Here is a 23813-nt window from a genome sequence, read left to right on the forward strand (position 1 = left end):
TGCCTGGTGCGGGGCCCTTCCCGTCGCGTCTACAGCGGGATGTTGCCGTGCGCGCCCCTGGCCGGGGTGGCCTGGGCGAGCACCTTGGCGATCGCGCCGCGGGTCTCCTCGGGCTTGATCACCTCGTCGATGACGCCGATCTCCCGCGCGCGGGGGAGCCCGCCGGCGAGCTTCTCGTGCTCCTCGGCGAGCCGGTGCTCCAGCTCGACGCGCTCCTCCTCCGGCGCCGCCGCCAGCTCGCGCCGCTTGAGGATGCGCACCGCCGCCACCGGGCCCATGACCGCGATCTCGGCCGTCGGCCAGGCGAAGACCTTGGTGGCGCCCAGCGCCCGGGAGTTCATCGCGATGTACGCGCCGCCGTAGGCCTTGCGCGTGACCAGCGTGATCCTGGGCACTGACGCCTCGGCGAACGCGTGCAGCAGCTTGGCGCCCCGGCGCACCACGCCGTCGTGCTCCTGGCCGACGCCCGGGAGGTAGCCGGGCACGTCCACGACCACGACCAGCGGCACCCCGAAGGCGTCGCACATACGGACGAACCGCGCCGCCTTCTCGGCCGAGGTGGCGTCGAGGCAGCCGCCCAGCCGCATCGGGTTGTTGGCGATGACGCCCACGGTGCGCCCACCCAGCCGGCCGAGCGAGGTCACGATGTTGGGCGCCCACTTGGGGTGAAGCTCGATGCCGGGCTCGTCGAGCAGGTCGTTGACCAGCGGCTTGACGTCGTAGGCGCGGCGTGCGGACTCCGGCAGCAGGGCGGAGAAGTCGACCTCCGCCACGGCGGTGGGACGCACCCTGCCCTGGTGGCCGAGGAGCACCGCCAGCTGGCGGGCCTTGAGCAGCGCCTCGGTCTCGGTCTTGGTGATGACGTGGACGACGCCGCTGCGCTTGCTGTGGGGCTCGGTGCCGCCCAGCGCGGCGCTGTCGACGCTCTCGCCGGTGACGCTGCGCACCACGTCGGGACCGGTGACGAAGATGCGGCCGGAGTCGGCCAGGATCACCAGGTCGGTCAGCGCGGGCCCGTAGGCGGCGCCGCCGGCGGCCGGCCCGACCACGACCGAGATCTGCGGCACGACGCCGGACGCCTTGGTCATGGCCGCGAACACGCGCCCGACGGCGTGCAGCGACTCGGCGCCTTCGGCGAGTCGCGCACCGCCGGAGTGCCAGACCCCGAGGATCGGCACCCGTTCACGGACGGCCACGTCGTAGGCGTGCACGATGTGCTCGCAGCCCTCGCTGCCCATCGCGCCGCCCTGGAAGCGGGCGTCACTGCAGAAGGCGACGACGGGGACGCCCTCGACGCGGCCCATGGCGGCCAGCACGCCGCTCTTGTCCTGGGGGGTGATCAGCCGCAGCGAACCCTCGTCGAGGAGCGCGGCGAGTCGTACGGAGGGGTCTCGGGGATCGGCAGGCTCCTGGTCGGCGCCTTCGGTGGCCACACGGTTGTCGAGCACAGTCATTCAAGCCCCCTTGAAGACGACGGTCACGTTGTGGCCGCCGAAACCGAACGAGTTGTTGACGGCGGCGATGTCGCCTTCGGGCAGGGCGCGGTTCTCGCCGTGGACGAGATCCACCTCGATGCCGTCGTCGATGTCGTTGAGGTTGATGGTGGCGGGGACGATCCGCTCGTGGAGCGCCTTGACGGTGAAGACGGACTCGATGCCGCCCGCGCCGCCGAGGAGGTGGCCCGTCATGGACTTGGTCGAGGTGACCAGCGGGTGGGTGCCGATGGCCTTGGCCAGGGCCTGGACCTCGATCACGTCGCCCGCGGGGGTGGAGGTGGCGTGCGCGTTGACGTGCTTGACGTCCTGTCCCGTCAGGTCGCCGTCGGTGAGGGCCTGGGTCATCGCCATGATGACGCCGCGGCCTTCGGGCTCCGGCTGGGTGATGTGGTGGGAGTCGGCCGAGTAGCCGACGCCGGCGGCGTAGGCGTAGATCCGCGCGCCCCGCGCCCTGGCGAACTCCTCGCTCTCCAGGACCAGGATGCCGGCGCCCTCGCCGAGCACGAACCCGTCACGGTCGCGGTCCCACGGACGCGAGGCGCCCTCGGGGTCGTCGTTGCGGGTGGACATGGCACGGGCGGCGGCGAACGCCGCGATGTTGAGGCCGTGGATGGCGGCCTCGGTGCCGCCGGCGATCACCACGTCGGCCCGGCCGGCCCTGATCATGTCCATCGCGTAGCCGATGGCCTCGGCTCCGGAGGCGCACGCCGACACGGTGGCGTGCACCCCGGCCTGGGCGCCCCGGTCGAGGCCGATCCAGGCGGCGGGGCCGTTGGGCATGAGCATCGGCACCGTGAAGGGCGACAGCCGGTTCCAGCCGCGCTCCTTGTAGGTGTCGTAGGCCGACAGGGTGGTGTTGATGCCGCCGATGCCGCTGGACACCACCACGCCCAGCCGCTCCGGGGCCACCTCGGGGGCCCCGGCGTCCTGCCAGGCCTCGCGGGCGGCGACCATGGCGAACTGCTCGCTGCGGTCGAGCCTGCGGGCCTCGGGACGCGGCAGCACCTCGGCCGGGTCGACGGCGGCCGTCCCCGCGAACCTCACGGGGACGGTGTCGACCCAGTCGTCGGTGAGCGTGGCGACGCCCGACTGACCGGCGAGGAGCGCCGACCAGGAGGAAGTGACGTCTCCACCGACGGGCGTCGTCGCGCCGAGCCCGGTGACGACGACACGTACCCGGTTTGCACTCACGTTCCGCACTCCTTGTCGATCAGTTTGGTGTTGCCGGATGTCAGTTCTGGATGAACGTGAGGACGTCCTTGACCGTCTTCAGGTTCTTGAGCTGGTCGTCGGGAATCTCGACGCCGAACTCGTCCTGGGCGGCCACGGCGATCTCGACCATGGACAGGGAGTCGATGTCGAGATCGTCCACGAAGCTCTTCTCGGGCGTCACTTCGGAGGCCGGAATGCCGGTGATCTCGTTGATGATCTTGCCGAGGCCCTCGAGGATCTCCTGCTCGGTGGCAGCCATGTCGTTGGTTCTCCTTAGTTTCCTGGGTTCTGCACGGTCGAGCCGTGCAGGCTCTGAGAGATCGTACGGGGGGTCTAGGGAATCTCGATGACCTGGCCCGCGTAGGTGAGGCCGGCTCCGAAGCCGAGGACGAGCGCGAGCTCGCCCGAGCGGACCTCACCGCGCTCCAGCATGCGCGAGAGCGCGAGGGGGATGGAGGCGGCCGAGGTGTTGCCCGCGAGCACGATGTCGCGGGCGACGACGGCCTTCTCGGCGCCCAGCCTGCGGGCGATGGCCTCGATGATACGCAGGTTGGCCTGATGGGGGATGAAGGCGGCCAGCTCGGACGGGTCGACGCCCGCCCGCTCGCACGCCTGCTTGGCGACCGGGTGGAGGGCGGTGGTGGCCCACCGGAACACGGTCTGGCCCTCCTGGTGGAGGGAGCCGTGGCGGTCCGGGATCATGATGGCTTCGGACTTGTCGCCCGCGCTGCCCCAGACCACCGGGCCGATGCCCGGGGTGTCGGACGGGCCGACCACGGCCGCGCCCGCGCCGTCGGCGAAGATCACCGCGGTGGAGCGGTCGGTCCAGTCGAGCCACTGCGACAGCTTCTCGGCACCGATGACCAGCACGTTCCTCGCCGAGCCTGAGCGGATGGCGGAGTCGGCGGTGGAGAGCGCGTAGCAGAAACCGGCGCAGGCGGCGTTGACGTCGAAGGCGCCCGGCGAGGAGATGCCCAGGCGATGGGCGACGACTGCGGCCGCGTTGGGGATCTGGCTCTCCAGCGTGCAGGTGGCCACGATCACCAGGTCGATGTCGGAGGTGGCCAGGCCGCTCGCGGCCAGCGCCTTGCCGCCCGCCTGGGCGGCCATGTCCTCCAGGCTCTCCGCGTCGCCGGCGATCCGGCGCTCCTGGATGCCGACGCGGGACCGGATCCACTCGTCGCTGGTGTCCATGGTCTTGGACAGGTCGTCGTTGGTGACCACCCGGGACGGCTGGTAGTGGCCGAGCGCCAGCACCTTCGCCCCCGGGGCGGTGTCGGGGATCCTCACTTCATCAGCTCCCTGGCGGCGTCGAGGTCGGCGGGGGTCTTGAGCGCCACGGTCTCGACGCCGCGCAGCCCGCGCCTGGCCAGGCCGGTCAGCGTGCCGCCGGGCAGCAGCTCGATCATCCGGGTGACGCCGAGCTCGGCCATGGTGGCCATGCAGGCGTCCCAGCGGACGGGGTTGCTCACCTGGTCGACGAGCCGGCGCATGACCTCGGCCCCGTCGGTGACGGCCGCGCCGTCGGCGTTGGACAGCAGCGTGACCTTCGGGTCGGCGGGCTCGGCCCGCCGGGCGGCCTCACGCAGCTGCTCGACCGCGGGGATCATGTGGACGGTGTGGAAGGCGCCCGCGACCGACAGCGGGATCAGCCGGGCGCGCGCCGGAGGGTCGGCCTTGAGCGCGGCGAGCTGCTCGACGGTGCCGCCCGCGACGATCTGGCCGGCGCCGTTGATGTTGGCGGGCGTCAGGCCGTGCTCGTCGAGCGCGGCCAGCACGTCGGCCTCCACGCCGCCGAGCACGGCGGTCATGCCGGTCTCGGTGATCGCCGCGGCCTTGGCCATGGCCTGCCCGCGCTCGCTCACCAGGTCCAGCGCCTGCTCAGGGGTCAGCACCCCGGCCAGCGCCGCGGTGGCGAACTCGCCGACGCTGTGGCCGGCCAGCACGTCGGGCGTCGCGCCGAGCACCTCGGCGGAGGCCAGGGCGGCGGCCACGAGCAGCGGCTGCGCGATGGCGGTGTCGCGGATCTCGTCGGCTCCCGCGGTGGTGCCGCAGGCGATCAGGTCGATCCCGGCCACCTCGGACCAGGCGGCAAGCCGGTCCGCCACGCCGGGAAGCTTGAGCCACGGAGTGAGGAAGCCAGGTGTTTGGGCGCCTTGGCCGGGCGCGACGAGTACAAGCACGAAGTCCACCATGCCCTGTAGAAGTCCGACACGCTGATGAAGATCTGCACACACTTTGTCCATGGTGCTTTGTAGGAAGCCCACAGTTTGGGTTTCGGCCCCGTTACGTTAGGGCCCGCCAGGTTACGGCGCTCTCCGCGAGCCTGCCGAGGATGAGGCCGACCTGCAGCGTGAAGGCGGAACGGCCCTCGGTCGGCTGGTAGCCGGTCAGCTCGGTGATCTTCCGCAACCGGTAACGCACCGTGTTCGGGTGGACGAACAGCAGCCGCGCGGTCGCCTCCAGCGAGGTGCCCTGCTCCAGGTACGTGGCGAGCGTGTCGAGCAGCGGAGTGCCGGCCAGCGGCAGGTAGACGCTCTCCACGAGCTGCTCCCTGGCGTCGTCGTCGCCGTCGAGCGCCCGTTCGGCCAGCAGCTCCTCGGCGTGCACCGGACGGGGCGCGTCGGGCCAGCCGGAGCTGGCCTTGAGCCCGGCCAGCGCGGCCCTGGCCGAGTTGGCGGCGGCGTGCAGGTCGGGCACCTCGGGGCCGATGACGATCGGGCCCTGGCCGAACCGGGCCACGACCTGCCGGGCCGCGTCGTTCGGGCTGCCGGCCCCGCCCACGATCACGATCAGCCGGTCGGCCTGCACCCCGGCGAGCAGCTCCATGCCGATGCGCCGGCCCCGCTCCCGCAGCCCGTCGATCACCTCGCGCGGGTCGCCGTCGGGCGCGTGCCCGGCGATCACCACCACGGGTGAGGACGTCCAGCCGAGCGCGGCGGCCCACGAGTGGAGGCCGTCGTCGACCTCGCCGCGCACCAGCGCGTCCACGATCAGCGCCTCCAGCCGCGCGTCCCAGGCGCCTCTGGCCTCGGCCTCGCGGGCGTAGACGTGCGCGGCCGCGAACGCCACGTCGCGGGTGTAGCGGAGCATGGCCTGCTGCAGCTGGGTCTCGCCGCCGGGCGCGGCCAGCTGGTCGACCTGCGCCTCCACCACCTCCACCACGACCCTGACGATGTCGACGGTCTGCTGCAGCGAGATCGAGCGCTTCAGCTCGCGCGGGGCGGTGCCGAAGAACTCGATGCTGGGCGTGGGCCGGTCCTCGCCGGCGTGCTGGAACCACTCCACGAACGCGGCGATGCCGGCCTGCGCCACCAGCCCCACCCATGAGCGGTCCTCGGCGCTGAGCGCCCGGAACCAGGGCAGCTGGTCGTCCATGCGGGCCATGGCGGCGGTGCCGAGCGCGCCCATGGCGCGTTCGAGCTTTCGAGTGGTGTCCTCCCGCGTCCGGTCTGTCACGCTCCTAGAGTGCCAGGTCCCGTCAGATGACCGCGACGGCCGTGATCAGGCCGATCGCCACGTGGGTGACCGCCAGCAGCCGCGCGCCGGGCTGCAGCTCGGGCTCCTTGACCAGCTCCCGCACCGAGATGCCCGCCACCCGGTCGAACAGCAGCATCGCCAGCGTCTGCACCACGATGCCGACCAGTCCGAACACCGCGGTGCCCGCCAGCCCTTCGGCCAGCCGCCCGCCGGAGGACCAGATGGAGGCCGCGACGATGAGCCCCACGGCCGCCATCGCCGAGGAGGCCAGCAGCGTGGCGTTCGGGTTGCGCTGGGAGCGGATGACCTCGCTCAGCCGGCCGGGCGTGGCCAGGTCGATCACGTAGAAGCCGACGATCATCAGGATGACGCCGACGGCGGCGTAGGAGGCGATGGCGCCCGCGCCGCGGGCGAGGGTCTCCAGGAGAGTCATGTGAGCTCGATTCGGTGAGGGACGAAGGACGAGGTGTCGTCGGTGATCAGGCCGGTGGTCTCCCGGATGCCCAGGCCCGCCGCCTCGTCGGCGATCACCCAGGCGCCGAGCACGGGCCGCTGGCCGTCGAACTCGGGCAGCGCCTCGAAGCCCTGGAAGACGTAGCCCTCCTGCCCGTACGACCCGGGCGTCTCCTGGGTCAGGGCCGGGGTGACCACCCGCATCGAGGCGCCTTCGCGGCCGAGCAGCGGCTTGGCGATGTAGGACTCCAGGTCGCGCGGGCCGTCGAGATAGGCGGGCAGCAGGTTGGGATGGTCGGGGTAGAGCTCCCAGAGCACGGCCAGCAGCGCCTTGTTGGACAGCAGCGCCTTCCACAGCGGCTCGATCCAGGTGGAGTGGCGCACCGCGTGGCGGCCGAAGGGCTCGCCCAGCATCCACTCCCATGGATAGAGCTTGAAGATCGAGCGGATCATCTGCTCGTCCATGTCGACGAAGCGCCGGTTGAGCTCGTCCCAGCCGATGTCCTCCATGGCGACGGCGACCGTCAGCAGGCCCGCCTGTTCGGCGGTCTCCTGCAGGTAGGCCAGGGTCATGGCCTCCTCGCCCGTCTCGTCCATGTTGGTCCAGGCGAAGTGGGTGGGGCCGGGCGGCAGCGGCAGCGCGCGCCAGCGGTCGATGAGCCGCTCGTGGATGGAGTTCCACTGGTCGTCGCCGGGATGGGTGTCCTGCAGCCAGAACCACTGGATCACCGACGACTCCAGCAACGAGGTCGGCGTGTCGGCGTTGTACTCCAGCAGCTTGGCCGGGCCGGTGCCGTCGTAGCGCAGGTCGAACCGGGCGTACAGGTGGGCGTCGCGCCGCTCCCAGGACCGGGCGACCTCCTCGGCGGCCCACCCGGGTATGGCGAAGTCGGCGAAGCGCCCGGTCTCGACCACGTGGGCGGCGGCCCGCAGGCACATCGCGTGGAGCTCCTCGACCTGCTCCTCCAGCGACTCCACCTCCGCCATGGAGAAGACGTAGTGGACGGACTCGTCCCAGTATGGCCTGTTCAGGCCCTCGGGGTGGGCCGCCCGGTGGTAGGCCAGGCCCTGGCTCTCGATGGTCTTCTCCCAGCCCGCGCGGGGCGCGCCGCGCTCGCGCCGCACCGCTCAGCTCCCGCCGCCGCGGGAGCTGCCGAAGCCGCCCCGCTGGATCGTGCGGCCCTCGCGGCTGGTGATGGTGGCGTCGGACGGGCGGAGGGTGGTGCCGCCGCGCACGCGATTGCCGACCCGGGTGCCGCCGTAGTACCAGTGATAAGCTGCGCGGGACCCGCCGTAGAAGTAGGTGCCGCCGCGGTCGTCGTCGCAGAAGGACTCGTCGACCACGACGTAGGTGCCGTCGTCGGCCTGCCGGCTGGTGTCGACGCAGTCGGCGGTGACGTCCTCGGAGCCGGAGGTGGCCGCGCAGTAGCCGACCACCATGACCGACACCACACCGATGACGGTGAGGGTCACGACGTTGGACGACTTCTTCTTCCTGGGGGGCGCCTTGCCGGGTCGGGGGGCGTGGTGCGGCATCTGGGCCATCTAGCTCCTGCTCTCTTGCGATCGCACAGCCTAGCGGCGCGGGGGCGCACCGTTCAATCCCGGGTCGCTCCGCCTCGGCTGCTCTGGTAGGGGACTAACGTATGGAACCGGTCGAGGCGTTCCGGGAGATCGCCTTCCTGCTGGAACGCGCGGGCGAGCCCGCCTACCGGGTGCGCGCCTTCCGCCGCGCCGCCGCCGTCGTCATCGAGCTGCCGCGCGAGGAGCTGGAACGGCGCGCGCGGTCGGGCGGGCTGGCCGAGCTGCCCGGCATCGGCAAGGTCACCGCGCTGGTGATCAGCGAGGCGCTGGACGGGCAGGTCCCGACCTATCTGCGCAGGCTGCGCGCCACCGAGGGCGCCGACCTGGGGGAGGAGGCCGCCGCGCTGCGCGCCGCGCTCAAGGGCGACCTGCACAGCCACTCCGACTGGTCCGACGGAGGCTCGCCGATCGAGGAGATGGCGCTGGCGGCCCTGGCGCTCGGCCACGGCTACCTGGCGCTCACCGACCACTCGCCGCGCCTGACCGTCGCCCGCGGCCTGTCCGCCGCCCGCCTGCGCGAGCAGCTCGACGTGGTCGCCGAGCTCAACCTGCGGCTCGCCCCGTTCCGGATCCTCACCGGCATCGAGGTCGACATCGACGCCGGCGGCGGCCTCGACCAGGAGCCGGAGCTGCTCGACCGGCTCGACGTGGTGGTCGCCAGCGTGCACTCCAAGCTGCGGATGGACCGTACGGAGATGACCCGCAGGATGGTCACCGCGATCGCGAACCCGCGCGTCGACGTGCTCGGCCACTGCACCGGGCGGATCGTGCGGGCGGGCGGCGCGCGCGGCGCCCGCAGGCCGGAGTCGGAGTTCGACGCCGAGCTGGTCTTCGAGGCGTGCCGCCGGTTCGGCGTGGCCGTCGAGATCAACTCCAGGCCCGACCGGCTCGACCCGCCCAAGCGGCTGCTGCGTCAGGCGTACGAGCAGGGCTGCGCGTTCGCGGTCGACTCCGACGCGCACGCCCCGGGTCAGCTCGACTGGCAGCGCTTCGGCTGCGAGCGGGCCGCGCTGTGCGGCGTCGAGCCGGAGCGGATCGTGAACACCTGGCCCGCGGACGACCTCCTGGCCTGGGCCCGCTGACGCCCGAAACCCCTGTGGGCACGCGATTGTCGGTGCCGGAGCGTACCGTCACAAGTGTGAACCGCACCGACCGGCTCTACGCGCTCGTCGAGGACCTGCGCGCCATCTCGCCGCGCTGCCGTTCCGCGCGCGAGCTCGCCGCGCGGTTCGAGGTGAGCGTGCGCACGATCGAGCGCGACATCATCGCGCTGCAGGAGTCCGGGGTGCCGATCTACGCCGAGCAGGGCCGCAGGGGCGGCTACGCGATCGACAAGACGATGTCCCTGCCTCCGCTCAACTTCACCCCGGCCGAGGCGGTGGCCATCGCGGTGGCGCTCAGCCGGGCCGGCGACCAGCCGTTCGGCCGCCAGGCCCGCAGCGCGTTACGCAAGGTCGTGGCCGCCATGCCGGGCCGCGAGGGGGAGCTGGCCCGCGAGCTGGCCCGCCGCGTGATGCTCGTCGCCGAGCCGCCCGAGCCCGGCGGCCCGGCCCGCCCGCTCGGAGCCGAGGGCGTCTCGCGCGCCATCGAGGAGGCGCTGCTGCGCCGCCGCGTGCTGCGTCTCGGCTACGCCGACGCCAAGGGCGCGCTGACCTCCCGCGACGTCGAGCCCGGCGTCTTCCTGGGCGGCCGTGGCGGGTTCTGGTATCTCGTGGCCTGGTGCCGGCTCCGCGACGACGTGCGCGTCTTCCGCCTCGACCGCATCGTCGACGCCGAGGTCCGCGCCGAGCGCGCCCCGGACCGGCCGCTGGAGGGCTTCGCCGCCGACGTCCCCGAGATGATCGTCCGCGGTGCGATTCTCGATTAGGAGTTCGAAAACACCGACATAGGGTTGTCGCTTCGCCGCCACATTCTTGTCTCGTACGGAAACGCTGAGGAGACGGCATGACCGACAACACCGTGACCTGGTTCGAGGTCGCGACCGACGACCCCGACGGTGCCGAGCGCTTCTACGGCGGGCTGTTCGGCTGGACCTTCGCCCGTGAGGACAGCGACCAGATCGACTACCGCCTGATCGACGGCGCGGGCGGCGAGCCGGTCGGCGGCATCTTCAACACCAGGGGCGAGTTCCCCTCCCATGCCCTCTTCCACGTCCACGTGGCCGACGTCGAGGAGGCCTGCGGCCGGGCCGAGTCGCTCGGCGGCAAGGTGGTGCGATGGCGATCGCCGACGGCCCCGGCACCGACTTCGCCTACGTCCAGGACATCTCGGGCAACCTGTTCGGGCTCCACCACCGCCATTGATCGTCGCGGGCCGGGAGCACGCCTTCCCCGCGACCCCGGCCCGCGTCCGGCCGCCCTCCCGGCGGCCCCCGGCCCCGGACACGCCGCCGACCGCCGAGTGGCGGCGCGTCCGGGGCTCACAGCCCGGCGGCGGCGAGCCACCGCTCCAGCCGCGCCCGGTCGCCGAACACCGGCAGCCCGTCGCACGAACGCCTGCCGTACATCAGCAGCAGCAGGTCGCCGACCGGCGCCCGCACCGCCGCGTCGCCCTTGGCGTGCCCGCGCTCCCACGTCACCACGCCGCCGGGCCCCTGGGTGAACGTCCACTCGCCCGACAGGTCGGTCGCGTGCAGGTGGAACGTCGTGCCCGTCAGGTCCAGCTCCGCCAGCCGCCGGCTCACCCACCGGGCGCCCGTCAGGTTGCCGAGCAGCTCCTCGACGCCGTCGGCCGCCAGCGCGGGGTCCAGCTCCGGCTCCAGGCCCAGCGCCTGCTCGGCGTCCACCCGGTGCACGACCAGCTCGAACGTCATCCGCCTGGCCCACCAGCCCGCGGTGCCGCCGGGCCCCCACGTCCACAGCGGCGTGGCCGGGTCGGTGGCGCGCAGCGTCCGCACCAGCCCGGCCGCCCCCTCCGCCAGCCAGTCCGCGTCGCCGCTGCGGCCCTCGGCCGGCCCGTCGGGCACGTCGCGGGGCCACAGCGGGTCCTGGGCGCGGGTGGACACCAGGTGGGCCACCCACCGGTGCATGGTGCCCAGGTGCCTGATGAGGTCGCCCAGGGTCCAGCCGGGGCACGCCGGCACCGGGGTGTCCGCCGGCGCGGACGCCAGCCGGGCCACCCGCGCCGTCTCACTCTCGATCAAGGAGCAGTAGTCCGTCACGGACCAGAGCCTAGGCCGCCGGGCAGATGGCGCCCTTCGCCGGCTGCTTGCCCTCCAGGAGGTAGGCGTCGACCAGCTGGGTCACGCACCGGCTGCCCGACAGGTAGGCGCCGTGCCCCTCGCCCTCGTAGGTGACCAGCGTGGCGGTCTTGAGCTGCGCCGTCAGCCGGGGCGCCCACTCGTACGGGGTCGCCGGGTCGTTCTTGCCCCCGACCACCACGATGGGGGCCGAGCCGGTGGCGTCCACCCGCTTGGCCTCGTCGCCGCCCTGGGCCGGCCAGATGCTGCAGAGCCCGCCCGAGCCCTCGCTGCCGAACAGCGGCGAGATCGCCAGCGCGGCCTCCTCGGTGCGGCGCAGCGTCGCCTTGTCGGGCCGCTCGGCCGAGTCGGCGCAGGTGATGGCGGGGAAGCTGGTCATCTGGGTGGAGTAGGTGCCGTCCTCGTTCCGCCCGGTGTAGCTGTCGGCCAGGTAGAGCAGCGCGCCGCCCTGGCCCTTGAGCGCCTGCCCGAGCGCGGTCTCCAGGAACGGCCAGGTCATCTCCGAGTAGAGCGCCGAGGCCACGCCGGTGGCCGCCAGCCCTTGGGTCAGCTCCCGCGTGCCGACCTTGAGCGGCTTCGCGGCCAGGTCGTTGAGCAGCTTCTCCACGTTCGCGTTGGCGTCCTGCACGCTCGTGCCGATCTCGCACCGCTCCTTGACGCACGCCTTCAGGAAGCTCTCGTACACCTGCTGGAAGCCGCGGGTCTGGGCCAGCGTGCGCTCCTCGAAGCTGACCGTGGGGTCGAGCGGCGCGTCGAGCACCACGCGGCCGACGTTGCCCGGGAACTGGGTGGCGTAGACGGCGCCGAGCTGGGTGCCGTAGGACATGCCGACGTAGTTCAGCTTCTCGTCGCCCAGCGCGATCCGCATCCGGTCCATGTCGCGGGCGGCGTTGACGGTGCCGACGTACGGCAGGATCCTGCCCGCGTCGCGCTCGCACAGCCGGGCGAACTCGCGGTTGGCCGCCTCGATCTCGCGGCGGGTCTCCTCACCGGGCGGCAGCGTGTCCTGCGAGGTGAAGGCGTCCAGGTCGGCGCCGGTGCCGCAGCGCACCCCCGAGCTGCGCTCGACGCCGCGCGGGTCGAAGCTGATCAGGTCGTAGCGGGCGCGCAGCGTCGACAGCGCCTTGGCCGCCTGGTCGAGCGTGTCGACGCCGGAGGCGCCTGGGCCGCCGAAGTTGAACAGCAGGGAGCCGATCCGGTTGCGCTGGTCGACCGCCGGGATCTTGATCATGGCGAGTTTGATCTGCTCGCCGCCGGGCTCGGCGTAGTCGAGCGGCACCGACAGCGTCCCGCAGCGCACGTTCTGGTCCTGGCGGGCCGGCGGCTCGCCGTCGGGGCGCTTGATGTCGGTGCACGGGCCCCACGCGATCTGCCCGCCCCCGGTCGTCTCCGGTGAGCCGTCGCTGGCGGGTTGGGCGGTGCTGACACAGCCGGCGGTCATGGCGGCCGTGGTGGCCACGAGTGCGGCGGCGAGGACGCGGCGCATCACGAACAGTCTCCCCTTGTCGTCTCCGGGGGAAGTGCTGCCCACAATACGGGACCGCGCACGGGATTCGGCGGCGCGCCACCCTTCCGGGCCCGTGCCGCCTGCCCCGGAACCGGACGTGCCCCCGTGAAAGCCTTCACGGGGGCACGTCGCGCGGATGCGGTGCGGATGTGGTCAGACGCCCATCGACTGGGTGTCGTTGGTCTCGGGGCCGCCGGCCTCGGTCACGCCGTTCTTCAGGTGGTAGCGGGCGATCGCCTCGCGCAGCACCTCGCCGTCGAGCTCGCCCCGGCGGACCAGGGACGTGAGCACGGCCAGCGTGATGGAGGCGGCGTCCACGTGGAAGTGGCGGCGCAGCGCCGAACGGGTGTCTGACAGGCCGAACCCGTCGGTGCCCAGCGAGGACCAGTCACCCGGCACCCACTGCGCGATCTGGTCCTGCACGGCCTTCATGTAGTCGCTGACGCCCACGAACGGGCCCTGCGCCTCCGACAGCGCCCGCGTCACGTACGGCACGCGCCGCTCGGCGTCGGGGTTGAGCAGGTTGTGCTCGTCGCAGGTCAGCGCCTCGCGGCGCAGCTCGGTCCAGGAGGTGGCCGACCAGACGGCGGCCGACACGCCCCAGTCGTCGGCCAGCATCCGCTGGGCCTCCATCGCCCACGGCCCGGCCACGCCGGAGGCCAGGATGTTGGCCTTCGGCCCCTGTGTCCCCGGCCCGTCAGCGTACTTGTAGAGGCCCCGCAGCAGGCCGTCGACGTCGATGCCCTCGGGCTGGGCGGGCTGCAGGTAGGGCTCGTTGTAGACGGTCAGGTAGTAGAACAGGTCCTCGGGCTTGTCGCCGTACATGCGGCGCAGGCCGTCCCTGACGATGTGGGCCACCTCGAACGCCCACGACGGGTCGTAGATGACCGCCGCCGGGTTGGTGGAGGCGATGAGCGGCGTGTGGCCGTCCTCGTGCTGCAGGCCCTCGCCGTTGAGCGTGGTGCGGCCGGCCGTGGCGCCGATCAGGAAGCCGCGGCCCATCTGGTCGCCCAGGGCCCACATCTGGTCGCCGGTCCGCTGGAACCCGAACATCGAGTAGAAGATGTAGATCGGGATCATGTGCTCGCCGTGCGTGGCGTACGAGGTGCCGGCGGCGATCATCGAGGCCATCGACCCCGACTCGCTGATGCCCTCGTGCAGGATCTGCCCCTGCACGGCCTCCTTGTACGACAGGAGCAGCTCGCGGTCGACGGCCTCGTACATCTGGCCGTGCGGCGAGTAGATCTTCGCGGTCGGGAACATCGCGTCCAGGCCGAACGTGCGGGCCTCGTCCGGGATGATCGGCACGAACCGGTGGCCGATCTCCTTGTCGCGCATGAGGTCCTTCAGCAGCCGGACGAACGCCATCGTGGTGGCGACCTGCTGCTTGCCGGAGCCCTTGGTGAAGGTCTTGTAGGCCTCCTCGCCGGGCAGCTTGACGGTCTTGGCGCGGCTGACCCGCTTGGGCAGGACCCCGCCGAGCGCCGCGCGGCGCTCCTTCATGTACTGGATCTCGGGGTCGTCCTCGCCCGGGTGGAAGTACGGCGGCAGCTCGCCCTCCAGCGCCGAGTCCGGGATCGGCAGGTAGAGCCGGTCGCGGAACTCCTTCAGCTCGGCCTTGGTGAGCTTCTTCATCTGGTGAGTGGCGTTGCGCGCCTCGAAGTCCTTGCCGAGGGTCCAGCCCTTGATGGTCTGGGCCAGGATGACCGTCGGCTGGCCGACGTGCTCGCGGGCCGCCTTGAAGGCCGCGTAGACCTTGCGGTAGTCGTGGCCGCCGCGCGACAGCTTGCGGATGTCGTCGTCGCTGAGGTGCTCGGCCATCTTGCGCAGGCGCGGGTCGGTGCCGAAGAAGTGGTCGCGGATGTAGGCGCCCGACTCCACCGAGTAGGTCTGGAACTGGCCGTCGGGCGTGGTGTTCATCTGGTTGACCAGCACGCCGTCGACGTCGGCGGCCAGCAGCGGGTCCCAGTCGCGGCCCCAGACGACCTTGATGACGTTCCAGCCGGCGCCCCGGAAGTAGGCCTCCAGCTCCTGAATGATCTTGCCGTTGCCGCGTACCGGGCCGTCGAGGCGCTGCAGGTTGCAGTTGATCACGAAGGTGAGGTTGTCGAGCTCCTCGCGGGCGGCCACGCCGATCGCGCCCAGCGACTCGGGCTCGTCCATCTCGCCGTCGCCCAGGAACGCCCAGACGTGGCTGCGGCTGGTGTCCTTGATCTCGCGGTTGAGCAGGTAGCGGTTGAACCGCGCCTGGTAGATCGCGTTGATCGGGCCCAGACCCATGGAGACGGTCGGGAACTCCCAGAAGTCGGGCATGAGCCGCGGGTGCGGGTAGGAGGGCAGGCCGTGGAAGCCGTGCGAGAGCTCCTGCCGGAACGCGTCGAGCTGGCTCTCGTTGAGCCGGCCCTCCAGGAAGGCGCGGGCGTAGATGCCGGGCGCCGCGTGACCCTGGAAGAACACCTGGTCGCCCGACTCGCCGTGGTCCTTGCCGCGGAAGAAGTGGTTGAAGCCGACCTCGTAGAGCGACGCGGCGGAGGCGTAGGTGGCGATGTGGCCGCCGACGTTGGTGCGGGCGTTGGCCCGCGACACCATGATCGCGGCGTTCCAGCGGATGTAGGCGCGGATGCGCCGCTCGACGTGCTCGTCGCCGGGGAACCAGGGCTCGCGCTCCGGCGGGATGGTGTTGATGTAGTCGGTGCTGCGCAGCCCCGGCACGCCGACCTGGTGCTCGCGGGCCCGCTCCAGAATGCGGAGCATCAGATAGCGAGCTCTGGTGCGGCCCTCCGTCTTGACGACGTTGTCGAGGGACTCGAGCCACTCGTTGGTCTCACTGGGATCGACATCAGGCAACTGGCTGGGTAGGCCGTCACTGATGATCGAGAATCGCTGGCGTCCGGAAGCCACTGGGTCTCGCCTTCCGAGGATGACTGATGTCTGGTCTGGGTTGCTTTCCATCCTGGTCGCTCCCGGCGGAAAGTGCATCTCTACCGGTGAGTAACCAGGACATCCCTGCTGGCAGGGCCGCCATCGGTGGCCTAGACCACCGATGGTAGGACGAATCGTGGGCCAAGGTTACAACGGCCGGTCAATTTACCAAGACCGGAAAAGCCACGGAATTTTGCCTCACACGTCGAGTATCCCCCGGCATGGGGGCCGCGTCATCACCCGGGGTGGGTACGACCGGGTTCCGCCGGTCTCCGGCCCGGGGAGATTGCCAGGAAAGTCTCAGCTTCGCCCTGCGCGCCGAGCTCCGGCCACCCGTTACCCGCTCTTGGGCGGAAGCGGACGAATCCCCTCTTTTCGTAGGGCGTCTCCCGTACGAGTCTGGAGCTATGAATGCGACGGTAGGCGACCGCCTCCTGGTGCACGGGAACGCCGTTGGCGAAAGGGACCGGGGCGGCGTCATCATCGAGGTCCAGGGCTCCGACGGGGGGCCTCCCTACAGCGTGAGGTTCGACGACGGCCACACCGGGCTGGTGTTTCCCGGCCCTGACGCCGTCATCGTGCCTCACTAGGATTCCCATGTGAGATCCGAACTCATCTCCGTGACCACGGGTTCCCGGGAGACGGTGCACGACATCACCGGCGAATGCGCCGATTTCGTTCGCGCGCTGGGCGAAGACGGGCTGCTGCACGTCTTCGTCCCCCACGCGACGGCCGGCGTCGCCGTGCTGGAGCTGGGCTCGGGCAGCGACGACGATCTCCTCGCCGCGCTGCGCGAGCTGCTGCCGGGCGACGACCGCTGGCGCCACAGACACGGATCACCAGGCCACGGCCGGTCGCACGTCATGCCCGCGATCATTCCGCCGTACGCCACGATCCCCGTGCTGGGCGGCAGACTGGCGCTGGGCACCTGGCAATCGATCGCGCTCGTCGACCTGAATGTCGACAACCCGCAACGCCAGGTCCGGCTGTCGTTCCTGCCGGGTTGAGACTGACCGAGTACGGCCGTACCCGTGGCGACCGTTGACGACTGAGGGTCACAGCGTGTGGACTGTCCCGAAGCGATAAACCGCATATGCGGGGCCACTCAAGCAGGAGGGATAAACGTGAGCGCGACCGCGGGTCAGGCGCAGGGCGAGCGCGGCCTGGCCGAAAGGCTCGGCCTCAAACCGGGTCAGGTGGTGCAGGAGATCGGCTGGGACGAGGACGTCGACGAGAAGCTTCGCGAGTCCATCGAGGACCTGACCGGCAACGAACTGCTCGACGAGGACGTCGACGACGTCGTCGACGTGGTGCTGCTGTGGTGGCGCGACGGTGACGGTGATCTCTTCGACGCCCTGACCAACGCCATGCGAGGTCTCGCCGAGGGCGGCCAGATCTGGCTGCTGACTCCCAAGGCCGGGCGCGATGGCCATGTGGAGCCGAGCGACATCGGCGAGGACTCCGTCACCGCGGGTCTCTCGCAGACCAGCAGCATCTCCGCCGCCCCCGACTGGTCGGGAACCCGGCTCGTCACGCCCAAAGGCAGGCGGTAAGGAGCGAGAGCGCCAGCCCGTACGGCAGGATGAGGCGTGTGAACGGACATCCTGCCCAGGTCGGCGTCACCGCTCCGGAATTCGAGCTCCAGGACCAGCACGGCAGCCCGGTACGGTTGTCCCAGTTCAGGGGCAGGCCCGTCGTGCTGGTCTTCTACCCGCTGGCCTTCAGCGGGGTGTGTCACGGTGAGCTGTCCGCGCTGCGCGAGTTCTCCGCCGACGCGCAGGTGCTCACCGTCTCCGTCGACTCCCTCTTCACCCACCGCGCGTGGGCGGACCAGGAGGGCTACACGTTCCCGCTTCTCTCCGACTTCTGGCCACACGGACAGGTCGCGCGGGCGTACGGTGTCTTCGACGAGGCGAGGGGCGTCGCGCACCGGGGGACCTTCATCATCGACGGCGAGGGCGTGATCCGCTGGTCGGTGATCAATCCGATCGGTGAGGCACGCGACGTCGCCGACTATCTCCAGGCACTCGCCGACATCTCCCAGAAGCCGGCCTGAAACGGGAGGAACGATGCCCTGCTACCGCTGCGGGGCCCGGCAGACCGACCCCGTCCGCGGCGCGAGCCCGTGGAGGCGCGGGGTCCGCCGCGAGACCCAGGTGCTCGTCTGCCCGGACTGCCAACGGCTGCACGACCTCGATCTCGACACCTGCGCGGGATGCGGTTCGGCGGCGCTGATCCGCCGGCTCGGCGAGGTCGAATGCCGCGCCTGCGGGGCCGTGCGGATCGCCCAGGCCGACGGTCCCGTCGCCTCCTGCTCGCCGCCCGGACTGTCGGCCGAGGTGGCGGCCGCACTCGACCGCGTGCTCGGCCGTACCTGAATCACAGAGGACTTTTCCAGACAAACGCTGAGCTGCGCTATCGTCTCCTTCCGTGTCCAACACACCTGCGTACGTCGTCGCCCTCGACGTCGGCGGCACGTCCATGAAAGGCGGCGTGGTCGGCGAGAACGGCGCCGTCCTGCTCGCCGAGCGGCGCCACACGCCGCGCGCCGACGGCCCCGAGGCGGTCGTGACCGCCATCCGCGACTTCATCGCCCACCTGGCCGACACCGTCGACGGCCGCCCCGCCGGGGTCGGCCTGGCCGTCCCCGGGCTGGTGTCGGAGGACACCGCCGTCTACGCCGCCAACCTCGGCTGGCGCGGCGTCCCCGCCAAGGACTTCACCGACCTCGACGTGCCCGTCATCCTCGGCCACGACGTCCGCACCGGCGGCCTCGCCGAGAGCGTCCTCGGCGCCGGGCGCGACGCCGCCGACTTCCTGTTCCTGCCGATCGGCACCGGCATCGCCGGCGCCATGATCGTGAACGGCGCCCCGTACGAGGGAACCGCCGGCTGGAGCGGCGAGATCGGCCACATTCCCGTCTTCCCCGACGGCGAGGAGTGCGCCTGCGGCCAGTACGGCTGCCTGGAGACGTACGCCTCCGCCGCCTCCGTCGGCAGGCGCTACGGCCTGCGGGCCGGCCTGGAGAACGCCAGGGCCGAACAGGTCGTCACCTCCGACGACCCGATCGCCATCGAGGTGTGGGACGAGGCCGTGGAAGCCCTGTCGCTGGCCCTGGCCACCTACACGCTGCTGCTGGACCCGGCCATGATCGTGCTCGGCGGCGGCCTCTCCCAGGCGGGCCCCGCCCTCTTCGACCCCGTACGGACCCGCCTGACGAACCGGCTGACCTTCAGAGAGGCGCCACCGCTGCTGCCCGCCGGCCTGGGAGTCGACGCCGGCATGCTGGGTGCCGCCCTCCTGGGGTGGCGCGCGGCGGGCCGTCCCGAACTCGGGCCCGGCTGGGACATGGATGTGCGAGCGGCGCCGTTGGTGTCGTAAGGTGTAGTGCCGATCAGGGGCGGTTAGCTCAGCGGTAGAGCACTCGCCTTACAAGCGAGGGGTCACTGGTTCGAACCCAGTACCGCCCACCTGGTAAAACGGCCCTCACGGGGAGATCGCGGAGACGGTTGCGGGGACGAGACGGGGACGATCTTCAGAAAGGATCTTCCTCGCGGGCGCCAGAAGCTCATCCAGAAGCGGCACCGGAGAACGGCCGCCGCCGATCTTCGCCCGCTCCACGAGAGACGCCTCCCACAACCGCTGTAGCCCCTCCGTGGTCTGAGCCACCATCGCCGGGGACGTGTGCGAGTACTGGCCGACGATCCCCGGCAGCCGATGCCCCAGCCGCTCCTCGCTCGCCACCGCGGGCACGCCGAGCTCGTCCATCCAGACCTTGTGCCCGTGCCGCAACCCATGGATCTTCAAGCCGGGCTTGACCGGCAGCCACGACACCACGTGATGCCGCTCCTCGTCGTAGCGCCAGAACCCACGCCTCCGAGGAGGCTCGAACTCCTCGCCGGGGACGGCGGCAGGCCACGAGCGGCGCACCACGCCCGGCCACGGCACGCCCGCCAGGTCGGCCAGCACCGGATAGCCGGGTCGGTCCTTCGCGTCGCCGTGCCGCCCGTCCGCCGCAGGCCGCCACCGCCTGCGCCCGAAGTTGCTGCGCCGCTCGTGCGCTCCGTCCTCGCCGAGGAACACATACCGTCCGCCGCCGCACCCCGCGAGGCCCCGGCACGAGCAGTGGCCCGGCTCGGAGTGCTGCAGCTGCCGGGAGAGCAGGTCCGCCAGGAAAGGCGGCAGGTGGATGTCGCGGTAGCTGTTGTCCTTCGGCGGCTTCTTCACCCACGAGCCCTTCCGCTCGTACACCTGCTGGTCGATTCGGACCTTCGACAGGTGGAAGTGCTGCCGTTCCAGGCCGACACTCTCGCCCCAGCGCATCCCCGTGTAGGCGATCGTGACCGCGCGGATGAAGTCGTCCGGCCGGCCGGACAGCAGGGCGAGGCGTTCGGCGATCAGCAGCGCCTCCAAGGGTGACGCCCACACCTCTTCTATACGGCGGCGCGTGCGGCCCGTCTTCCGCCCGCGATTGCGCCGCCTCTCGGCGGGGTTGGCGGCGATGAGGCCGGCGTCCACGGCGTCGGCGAGGATCGTGTGCAGCAGGGTCCGGGCGGAGGCGGCGGAGGTCTCGCCGCACACGCCGTCACGGTGAAGGCCGAGCTCCCACGCGTTGATGTCGAGGGTGTTCAGGCGCCGCAGCGGCTCCTGGCCGAAGGCGGGCAGGATGTGCGTCTCGATGTGCCAGCTATAGCCGTCGCGGGTGGTGTCCTCGATGTCCTGTGCCGGATACCAGCGGTTGACCCAGTCGAGGAGGAGGATGTCGCCGGACTTGGGGTCCTTCCACAGGTCGCGGCGGATGTCGGCTTCGATCTCCTCGGCGAACTTCAGCGCCGCGGTCTTGGTGGTGAACCGCCTGCCGTCTGCCCCGTGCCGGAAGCTGCCCTTGCTGCCGTCCGCGAGGACGGGGCGGGCGCGATAGTAGGTGGTGTTTCCCAGCTTGTACGGTTCGGTGGACGCCATGCGGGGACCTCGGGGGGTTGCGGGGGTCGGTGGTTCGACAGCATAGGCGGGAGCGGCGTTGGGTGCCCGCGATCCCGCGAGTGCTGCGTGGGCCGCACGGCCGGTACCTGCTCCTGGGGGGACGCGGTTTCCGGCCGTGCGGCGACTTGGCGGCCCGTGCACAGGCGATATGCCTGATCGTAAGCGATCGCATGCGGGCCGTTAAGGGGCGCGTGAGGGTCGCACCACTACTTTGTGTAAGGGCTTGCTTGCGGAAGTGATGGACGTTGCGCAAGTTCACGTCACATCCGCACCAATTCGGACAATTGCGTGTCACGCACGGGGCATATCGGACACGAACACACCCGAAAGAGGTGACACAAAGTAGCCGAAAATAGATGTATCAGATCAGTAAAGAATCCGGTCATGCAAAGTCAGGTGATAAGGGTATTCCCCAATCGGCCATCCCTGCCTAGAGTGCAAGAACCTGTCTGCCTGGGGGGCATACCGGACCGGAATTGGCCGTCACCGAGACGACGGCTACACAGGGAGGTCAATATATGGGTCACCAAGCGCGGCAGCCCGCGTCCACACTGACCCGGGGGGCGTCCGAACCCAAGCACCACCCCGCCACTATCACGCTCACGGCCAGCGCGATCTTCGCCTGGCTGGCCGTAGGCCACACCCTCGCCACGGGAGCCGAAGACCGCTGGGTCATCGCAGCGGTCGGAGCCGCGTCCAGCCTGCTCCTCGCCGCCGCCGTCGTCTTCGGAACCACACGCCTGGAGGCAGCTACCCGCGCCCACTGCGAAGACATGCGCCAGCAGGTCATCGACCTCAACTGGCTGATGCAAGCGAAATACGCCGGCGAAACGCGGGCGAAAATAGAAGCCCGACGCGCCTATGGCGTGCTCGACATCGACCCGTCCGACTCCGGCCCGTTCACCGCGCTGCGCAAATTCGGCTGACCGAAACTTAAGGGCACCGCGAAACTGTCAGTTTCGCGGTGTCCTTTTTTGTTTCTCCGTGGCCTCGAAGATCTGCCGCCGCATCGTCGAATACGACGACAGCCAGTGGTCCTTGAAGTCCTCATCGAACGCCGTGGATGAGAGCAGCTCCTCCACCAGTGGATCCACCACGTCGTCGCTGAGTACCAGTTCGTCGGGGCGGCGCAGGCCGCGCGCCACCAGGACGTCGCCGAGGGTCTTGCGTACCGGCGTTGGAGGGTGTGGCTCCTCGGGCGGGAGCTGGCCGGCCGGCAGGGGGGTTGGGTCGCCTCCCCGGAGTATCGCGTCCACGCTTCCGCGTTCCCATCCGAGGGCATCCTCCAACTGGGTGAAGGTGCTTCCGCGGTATCGCTCTGCGGTGGCGGCTTCGATGTTCCGGACAGTCGCCACGGAGGGACCGCCGCGTACCGTCACCGCGTGCTGGGTGAGGCGGAGTTGCTCGCGGCGCTCCTTTACGTAGCGTCCCAGGCGCTGCCAGTCACCTGTCTTGGTGTCCACGACGGACAGCATGCCTGACAGCAGGAGACAGGTCTACCTTCCTAGCGCAGTTGTAGCGCTTGTAAAGGTGCACGTCGGCGCAGCTTTCTCCTTGACACCATCAGCAACAAGCGCCAACTTAGCGATTATTTAGCGCTAAGCCCTTGTGTGCTGTCATCCGCCGTCATAAGTTAGCGCCATGACAGCGCCAGATCCGAAAGGGCCGTACGTCCAGATCCGAGACCTTCGCAAGGCGTACGGACTCAGCATCCCCGGGCTTGTCGCCCGCATCCGCAAGTTCGGCGTGAGCGTCCACAAGGACCACATCAGCAACGTCGAACGCGGCGAGCGCCGCGCCAGCAACGAGTTGATGACCGCCTGGGCGAAGGCCCTCGGCGTCCACCCTCTCGACGTCTACCAGCCGCCCGCCGGCGACCAGGCCAGCGACAAGGACGAGGCTGGCGACGCGGAGACGGACGCGGCATGAACGCTCTCGTCTTCACTGCCGCCCAGGTCGCCGCCATGTTCCCGCCCGAGCTCAAGGTGACCGAGCACTGGGTGAACAAGACCGCACGCAGGCATGGCATCGGCACGCTGATCCGCCGCAAGCGCGTCTTCACGCAGGCGCAGGTGGATCGGCTGATCGAACTTCAGGCAGTCGAGGCGTCCACACCCAAGCCCGCCCGCAAGACTGCGGCCCCGGCGGCACGGCAGACGGCGCAGGCAAAGAAGCCCAAGCAGAAGCGCCCTGACGCGACCGTGACTCCCCTCCAGGCGAGGCCGGATCGCGCCCGCTCCTACGGGAGGTCAGCATCATGAGCCTGCCCCAAGCCGTCCCTCATTCCCTGGTCCTGCTCGCCCGTGACGGAGATCGCGCCCCGTACTGGAGCAAAGGCATGCTCGTACGCCCAGTCGCCTCCGAGACCGGGATCGCAGCCTCGCGTAGCCGCATGATCCCCCACATGGTCGCCCGCGCCGGCGTCGCCGGGGACGACGACAAGCCGATCCTCGTCGCGCGGTGGGTGTGCGGCGACGGCGCTCAGGACGCAGTGTTCCTGGCCTCGGCAGAGGAGTACGGCGGCGTGTGCGAGCGGTGCGCGTCCGTCGCGGCAGGCCCGTGCGTGTATCGCGCCTTCGACTCCGATGGGGCGCTGCTCTACGTCGGCAGCACCGACCATCGGCACACGCGCTTCAAGGGCCACGAGAAGAGGTCCGCATGGTGGCCCCTGATGGCCGAGATCAGGTGCGAGGACTTGCCCACGATCGACCAGGCGCGCGCTGCAGAGATGACGGCCATTCGCACCGAGCACCCGATGCACAACCGGATCGGCCGACGCTCGCGCAGGGTCGGTGAGGCGGCATGACCGAGATCCAGCGCCTCGCCGCCGCCTACGCCATCTGCGGCTTCTCCCAGCGCATCAGCGAGCTGCACAAGCTCGACCGCGAGGACTTTTTCGACGCGTTCGTCCCGCCGCAGCGCCGCCCCTCCTGACACGGGTGGGGCTCCAGCCGAGCCAACGACTGGAGCCCGCGAA

General features: G+C 70.7%; 27 protein-coding genes, 1 tRNA gene and 1 pseudogene. 15 read left to right on the top strand and 14 right to left on the bottom strand.

The features are described 5' to 3' along the window. Nucleotides 1–29: 29 nt before the first annotated feature. The 9 genes from ACQEUU_RS36290 to ACQEUU_RS36330 form a co-directional block, all read right to left on the bottom strand. Entirely contained in the window at nt 30–1454 is a 1425-nt protein-coding gene (locus ACQEUU_RS36290) for an acyl-CoA carboxylase subunit beta (RefSeq protein ID WP_433075130.1), read from the bottom strand. Next, nucleotides 1455–2687: a beta-ketoacyl-ACP synthase II gene (gene fabF / locus ACQEUU_RS36295; RefSeq protein ID WP_433075133.1), complete on the bottom strand. Its 1233-nt coding sequence runs from the start codon at nt 2685–2687 to the stop codon at nt 1455–1457. A 40-nt stretch (nt 2688–2727) separates the two neighbouring features. Next, nucleotides 2728–2967, bottom strand: coding sequence for an acyl carrier protein (locus ACQEUU_RS36300; RefSeq protein WP_148030187.1), 240 nt, complete (start codon nt 2965–2967; stop codon nt 2728–2730). Nucleotides 2968–3041: 74 nt separating this feature from the next. Then, a complete protein-coding gene (locus ACQEUU_RS36305) occupies nt 3042–3998 on the bottom strand; it encodes a beta-ketoacyl-ACP synthase III (protein ID WP_433075137.1) in 957 nt (318 codons plus the stop codon). After that, nucleotides 3995–4891 (bottom strand): ACP S-malonyltransferase, encoded by an 897-nt coding sequence (locus ACQEUU_RS36310; RefSeq protein WP_433075140.1) that lies wholly within the window; start codon nt 4889–4891, stop codon nt 3995–3997. The genes ACQEUU_RS36305 and ACQEUU_RS36310 overlap by 4 nt, the downstream gene beginning before the upstream one ends. Nucleotides 4892–4994: 103 nt before the next feature. Further along, nucleotides 4995–6119, bottom strand: coding sequence for a PucR family transcriptional regulator (locus ACQEUU_RS36315; protein WP_270153245.1), 1125 nt, complete (start codon nt 6117–6119; stop codon nt 4995–4997). A 70-nt stretch (nt 6120–6189) separates the two neighbouring features. After that, on the bottom strand, nt 6190–6621 hold the full coding sequence (locus tag ACQEUU_RS36320; protein ID WP_393400093.1) for a DUF350 domain-containing protein: 432 nt from the start codon (nt 6619–6621) through the stop codon (nt 6190–6192). Continuing rightward, a complete protein-coding gene (locus tag ACQEUU_RS36325; RefSeq protein WP_433075144.1) occupies nt 6618–7766 on the bottom strand; it encodes a glutathionylspermidine synthase family protein in 1149 nt (382 codons plus the stop codon). Before ACQEUU_RS36325 ends, ACQEUU_RS36320 begins: the two co-directional genes overlap by 4 nt. A 3-nt stretch (nt 7767–7769) precedes the next feature. Then, nucleotides 7770–8186, bottom strand: coding sequence for a hypothetical protein (locus ACQEUU_RS36330; RefSeq protein WP_433075146.1), 417 nt, complete (start codon nt 8184–8186; stop codon nt 7770–7772). Nucleotides 8187–8287: 101 nt separating this feature from the next. Here ACQEUU_RS36330 and ACQEUU_RS36335 point away from each other — a divergent pair, with 101 nt between their 5' ends. From ACQEUU_RS36335 to ACQEUU_RS36345, 3 genes and pseudogenes are all read left to right on the top strand, one after another. Continuing rightward, a complete protein-coding gene (locus ACQEUU_RS36335) occupies nt 8288–9307 on the top strand; it encodes a PHP domain-containing protein (RefSeq protein WP_433075149.1) in 1020 nt (339 codons plus the stop codon). Nucleotides 9308–9363: 56 nt separating this feature from the next. Further along, a complete protein-coding gene (locus ACQEUU_RS36340) occupies nt 9364–10092 on the top strand; it encodes a helix-turn-helix transcriptional regulator (RefSeq protein ID WP_433075152.1) in 729 nt (242 codons plus the stop codon). 77 nt (nt 10093–10169) lie between these two features. Continuing rightward, nucleotides 10170–10394, top strand: a pseudogene (locus ACQEUU_RS36345) (VOC family protein); the annotation flags it as partial. A gap of 250 nt (nt 10395–10644) precedes the next feature. Here the strand turns inward: ACQEUU_RS36345 and ACQEUU_RS36350 are convergent. The 3 genes from ACQEUU_RS36350 to aceE all read right to left on the bottom strand — a co-directional run bounded on the left by ACQEUU_RS36350 (nt 10645) and on the right by aceE (nt 15832). Beyond that, nucleotides 10645–11385 carry a maleylpyruvate isomerase family mycothiol-dependent enzyme gene (locus ACQEUU_RS36350; RefSeq protein ID WP_433075155.1) on the bottom strand — a complete coding sequence of 247 codons (741 nt, stop codon included), beginning with the start codon at nt 11383–11385 and terminating at the stop codon, nt 10645–10647. Nucleotides 11386–11395: 10 nt separating this feature from the next. After that, nucleotides 11396–12910, bottom strand: coding sequence for an alpha/beta hydrolase (locus ACQEUU_RS36355; RefSeq protein WP_433075158.1), 1515 nt, complete (start codon nt 12908–12910; stop codon nt 11396–11398). A 174-nt stretch (nt 12911–13084) separates the two neighbouring features. Next, a complete protein-coding gene (gene aceE / locus ACQEUU_RS36360; RefSeq protein WP_433075161.1) occupies nt 13085–15832 on the bottom strand; it encodes a pyruvate dehydrogenase (acetyl-transferring), homodimeric type in 2748 nt (915 codons plus the stop codon). Nucleotides 15833–16260: 428 nt separating this feature from the next. Between aceE and ACQEUU_RS36365 the strand changes: the two genes are divergently transcribed. From ACQEUU_RS36365 to ACQEUU_RS36395, 7 genes are all read left to right on the top strand, one after another. Further along, on the top strand, nt 16261–16443 hold the full coding sequence (locus ACQEUU_RS36365; RefSeq protein WP_433075164.1) for a DUF1918 domain-containing protein: 183 nt from the start codon (nt 16261–16263) through the stop codon (nt 16441–16443). Between the two features lie 9 nt (nt 16444–16452). Continuing rightward, on the top strand, nt 16453–16860 hold the full coding sequence (locus tag ACQEUU_RS36370) for a YjbQ family protein (RefSeq protein WP_433075166.1): 408 nt from the start codon (nt 16453–16455) through the stop codon (nt 16858–16860). A gap of 117 nt (nt 16861–16977) precedes the next feature. Next, a complete protein-coding gene (locus tag ACQEUU_RS36375) occupies nt 16978–17406 on the top strand; it encodes a DUF3052 domain-containing protein (RefSeq protein WP_270153194.1) in 429 nt (142 codons plus the stop codon). A 38-nt stretch (nt 17407–17444) separates the two neighbouring features. Beyond that, nucleotides 17445–17909 (top strand): peroxiredoxin, encoded by a 465-nt coding sequence (locus ACQEUU_RS36380; protein ID WP_433075169.1) that lies wholly within the window; start codon nt 17445–17447, stop codon nt 17907–17909. A gap of 13 nt (nt 17910–17922) precedes the next feature. After that, the gene (locus ACQEUU_RS36385) at nt 17923–18231 is read left to right on the top strand and encodes a hypothetical protein (protein ID WP_433075172.1); all 309 of its coding nucleotides are present in this window, start codon (nt 17923–17925) and stop codon (nt 18229–18231) included. Between the two features lie 52 nt (nt 18232–18283). After that, nucleotides 18284–19234 carry an ROK family protein gene (locus ACQEUU_RS36390; protein WP_433075175.1) on the top strand — a complete coding sequence of 317 codons (951 nt, stop codon included), beginning with the start codon at nt 18284–18286 and terminating at the stop codon, nt 19232–19234. A gap of 17 nt (nt 19235–19251) precedes the next feature. Beyond that, a tRNA-Val gene (locus ACQEUU_RS36395) sits at nt 19252–19323 on the top strand. 16 nt (nt 19324–19339) lie between these two features. Here the strand turns inward: ACQEUU_RS36395 and ACQEUU_RS36400 are convergent. Further along, nucleotides 19340–20815: a tyrosine-type recombinase/integrase gene (locus ACQEUU_RS36400; protein WP_433075177.1), complete on the bottom strand. Its 1476-nt coding sequence runs from the start codon at nt 20813–20815 to the stop codon at nt 19340–19342. Nucleotides 20816–21354: 539 nt separating this feature from the next. On the opposite strand from ACQEUU_RS36400, the gene ACQEUU_RS36405 reads away from it, so the two are divergent. After that, the gene (locus ACQEUU_RS36405; protein ID WP_433075180.1) at nt 21355–21762 is read left to right on the top strand and encodes a hypothetical protein; all 408 of its coding nucleotides are present in this window, start codon (nt 21355–21357) and stop codon (nt 21760–21762) included. Nucleotides 21763–21789: 27 nt separating this feature from the next. Here the strand turns inward: ACQEUU_RS36405 and ACQEUU_RS36410 are convergent, their stop codons facing one another. After that, the gene (locus tag ACQEUU_RS36410; protein ID WP_433075183.1) at nt 21790–22299 is read right to left on the bottom strand and encodes a helix-turn-helix domain-containing protein; all 510 of its coding nucleotides are present in this window, start codon (nt 22297–22299) and stop codon (nt 21790–21792) included. Between the two features lie 178 nt (nt 22300–22477). Here ACQEUU_RS36410 and ACQEUU_RS36415 point away from each other — a divergent pair, with 178 nt between their 5' ends. The 4 genes from ACQEUU_RS36415 (at nt 22478) to ACQEUU_RS36430 (ending at nt 23770) form a co-directional block, all read left to right on the top strand. Continuing rightward, on the top strand, nt 22478–22765 hold the full coding sequence (locus ACQEUU_RS36415; protein ID WP_433075186.1) for a helix-turn-helix domain-containing protein: 288 nt from the start codon (nt 22478–22480) through the stop codon (nt 22763–22765). Further along, nucleotides 22762–23097 carry a hypothetical protein gene (locus ACQEUU_RS36420; RefSeq protein WP_433075189.1) on the top strand — a complete coding sequence of 112 codons (336 nt, stop codon included), beginning with the start codon at nt 22762–22764 and terminating at the stop codon, nt 23095–23097. Before ACQEUU_RS36415 ends, ACQEUU_RS36420 begins: the two co-directional genes overlap by 4 nt. Before the next feature lie 143 nt (nt 23098–23240). After that, a complete protein-coding gene (locus ACQEUU_RS36425; protein WP_433075191.1) occupies nt 23241–23642 on the top strand; it encodes a GIY-YIG nuclease family protein in 402 nt (133 codons plus the stop codon). Next, a complete protein-coding gene (locus tag ACQEUU_RS36430) occupies nt 23639–23770 on the top strand; it encodes a hypothetical protein (RefSeq protein WP_433075194.1) in 132 nt (43 codons plus the stop codon). Before ACQEUU_RS36425 ends, ACQEUU_RS36430 begins: the two co-directional genes overlap by 4 nt. The last annotated feature ends 43 nt before the right edge of the window (nt 23771–23813 follow it).

The sequence above is a fragment of the Nonomuraea sp. CA-218870 genome (assembly GCF_050936535.1).
Classification (GTDB): domain Bacteria; phylum Actinomycetota; class Actinomycetes; order Streptosporangiales; family Streptosporangiaceae; genus Nonomuraea; species Nonomuraea corallina.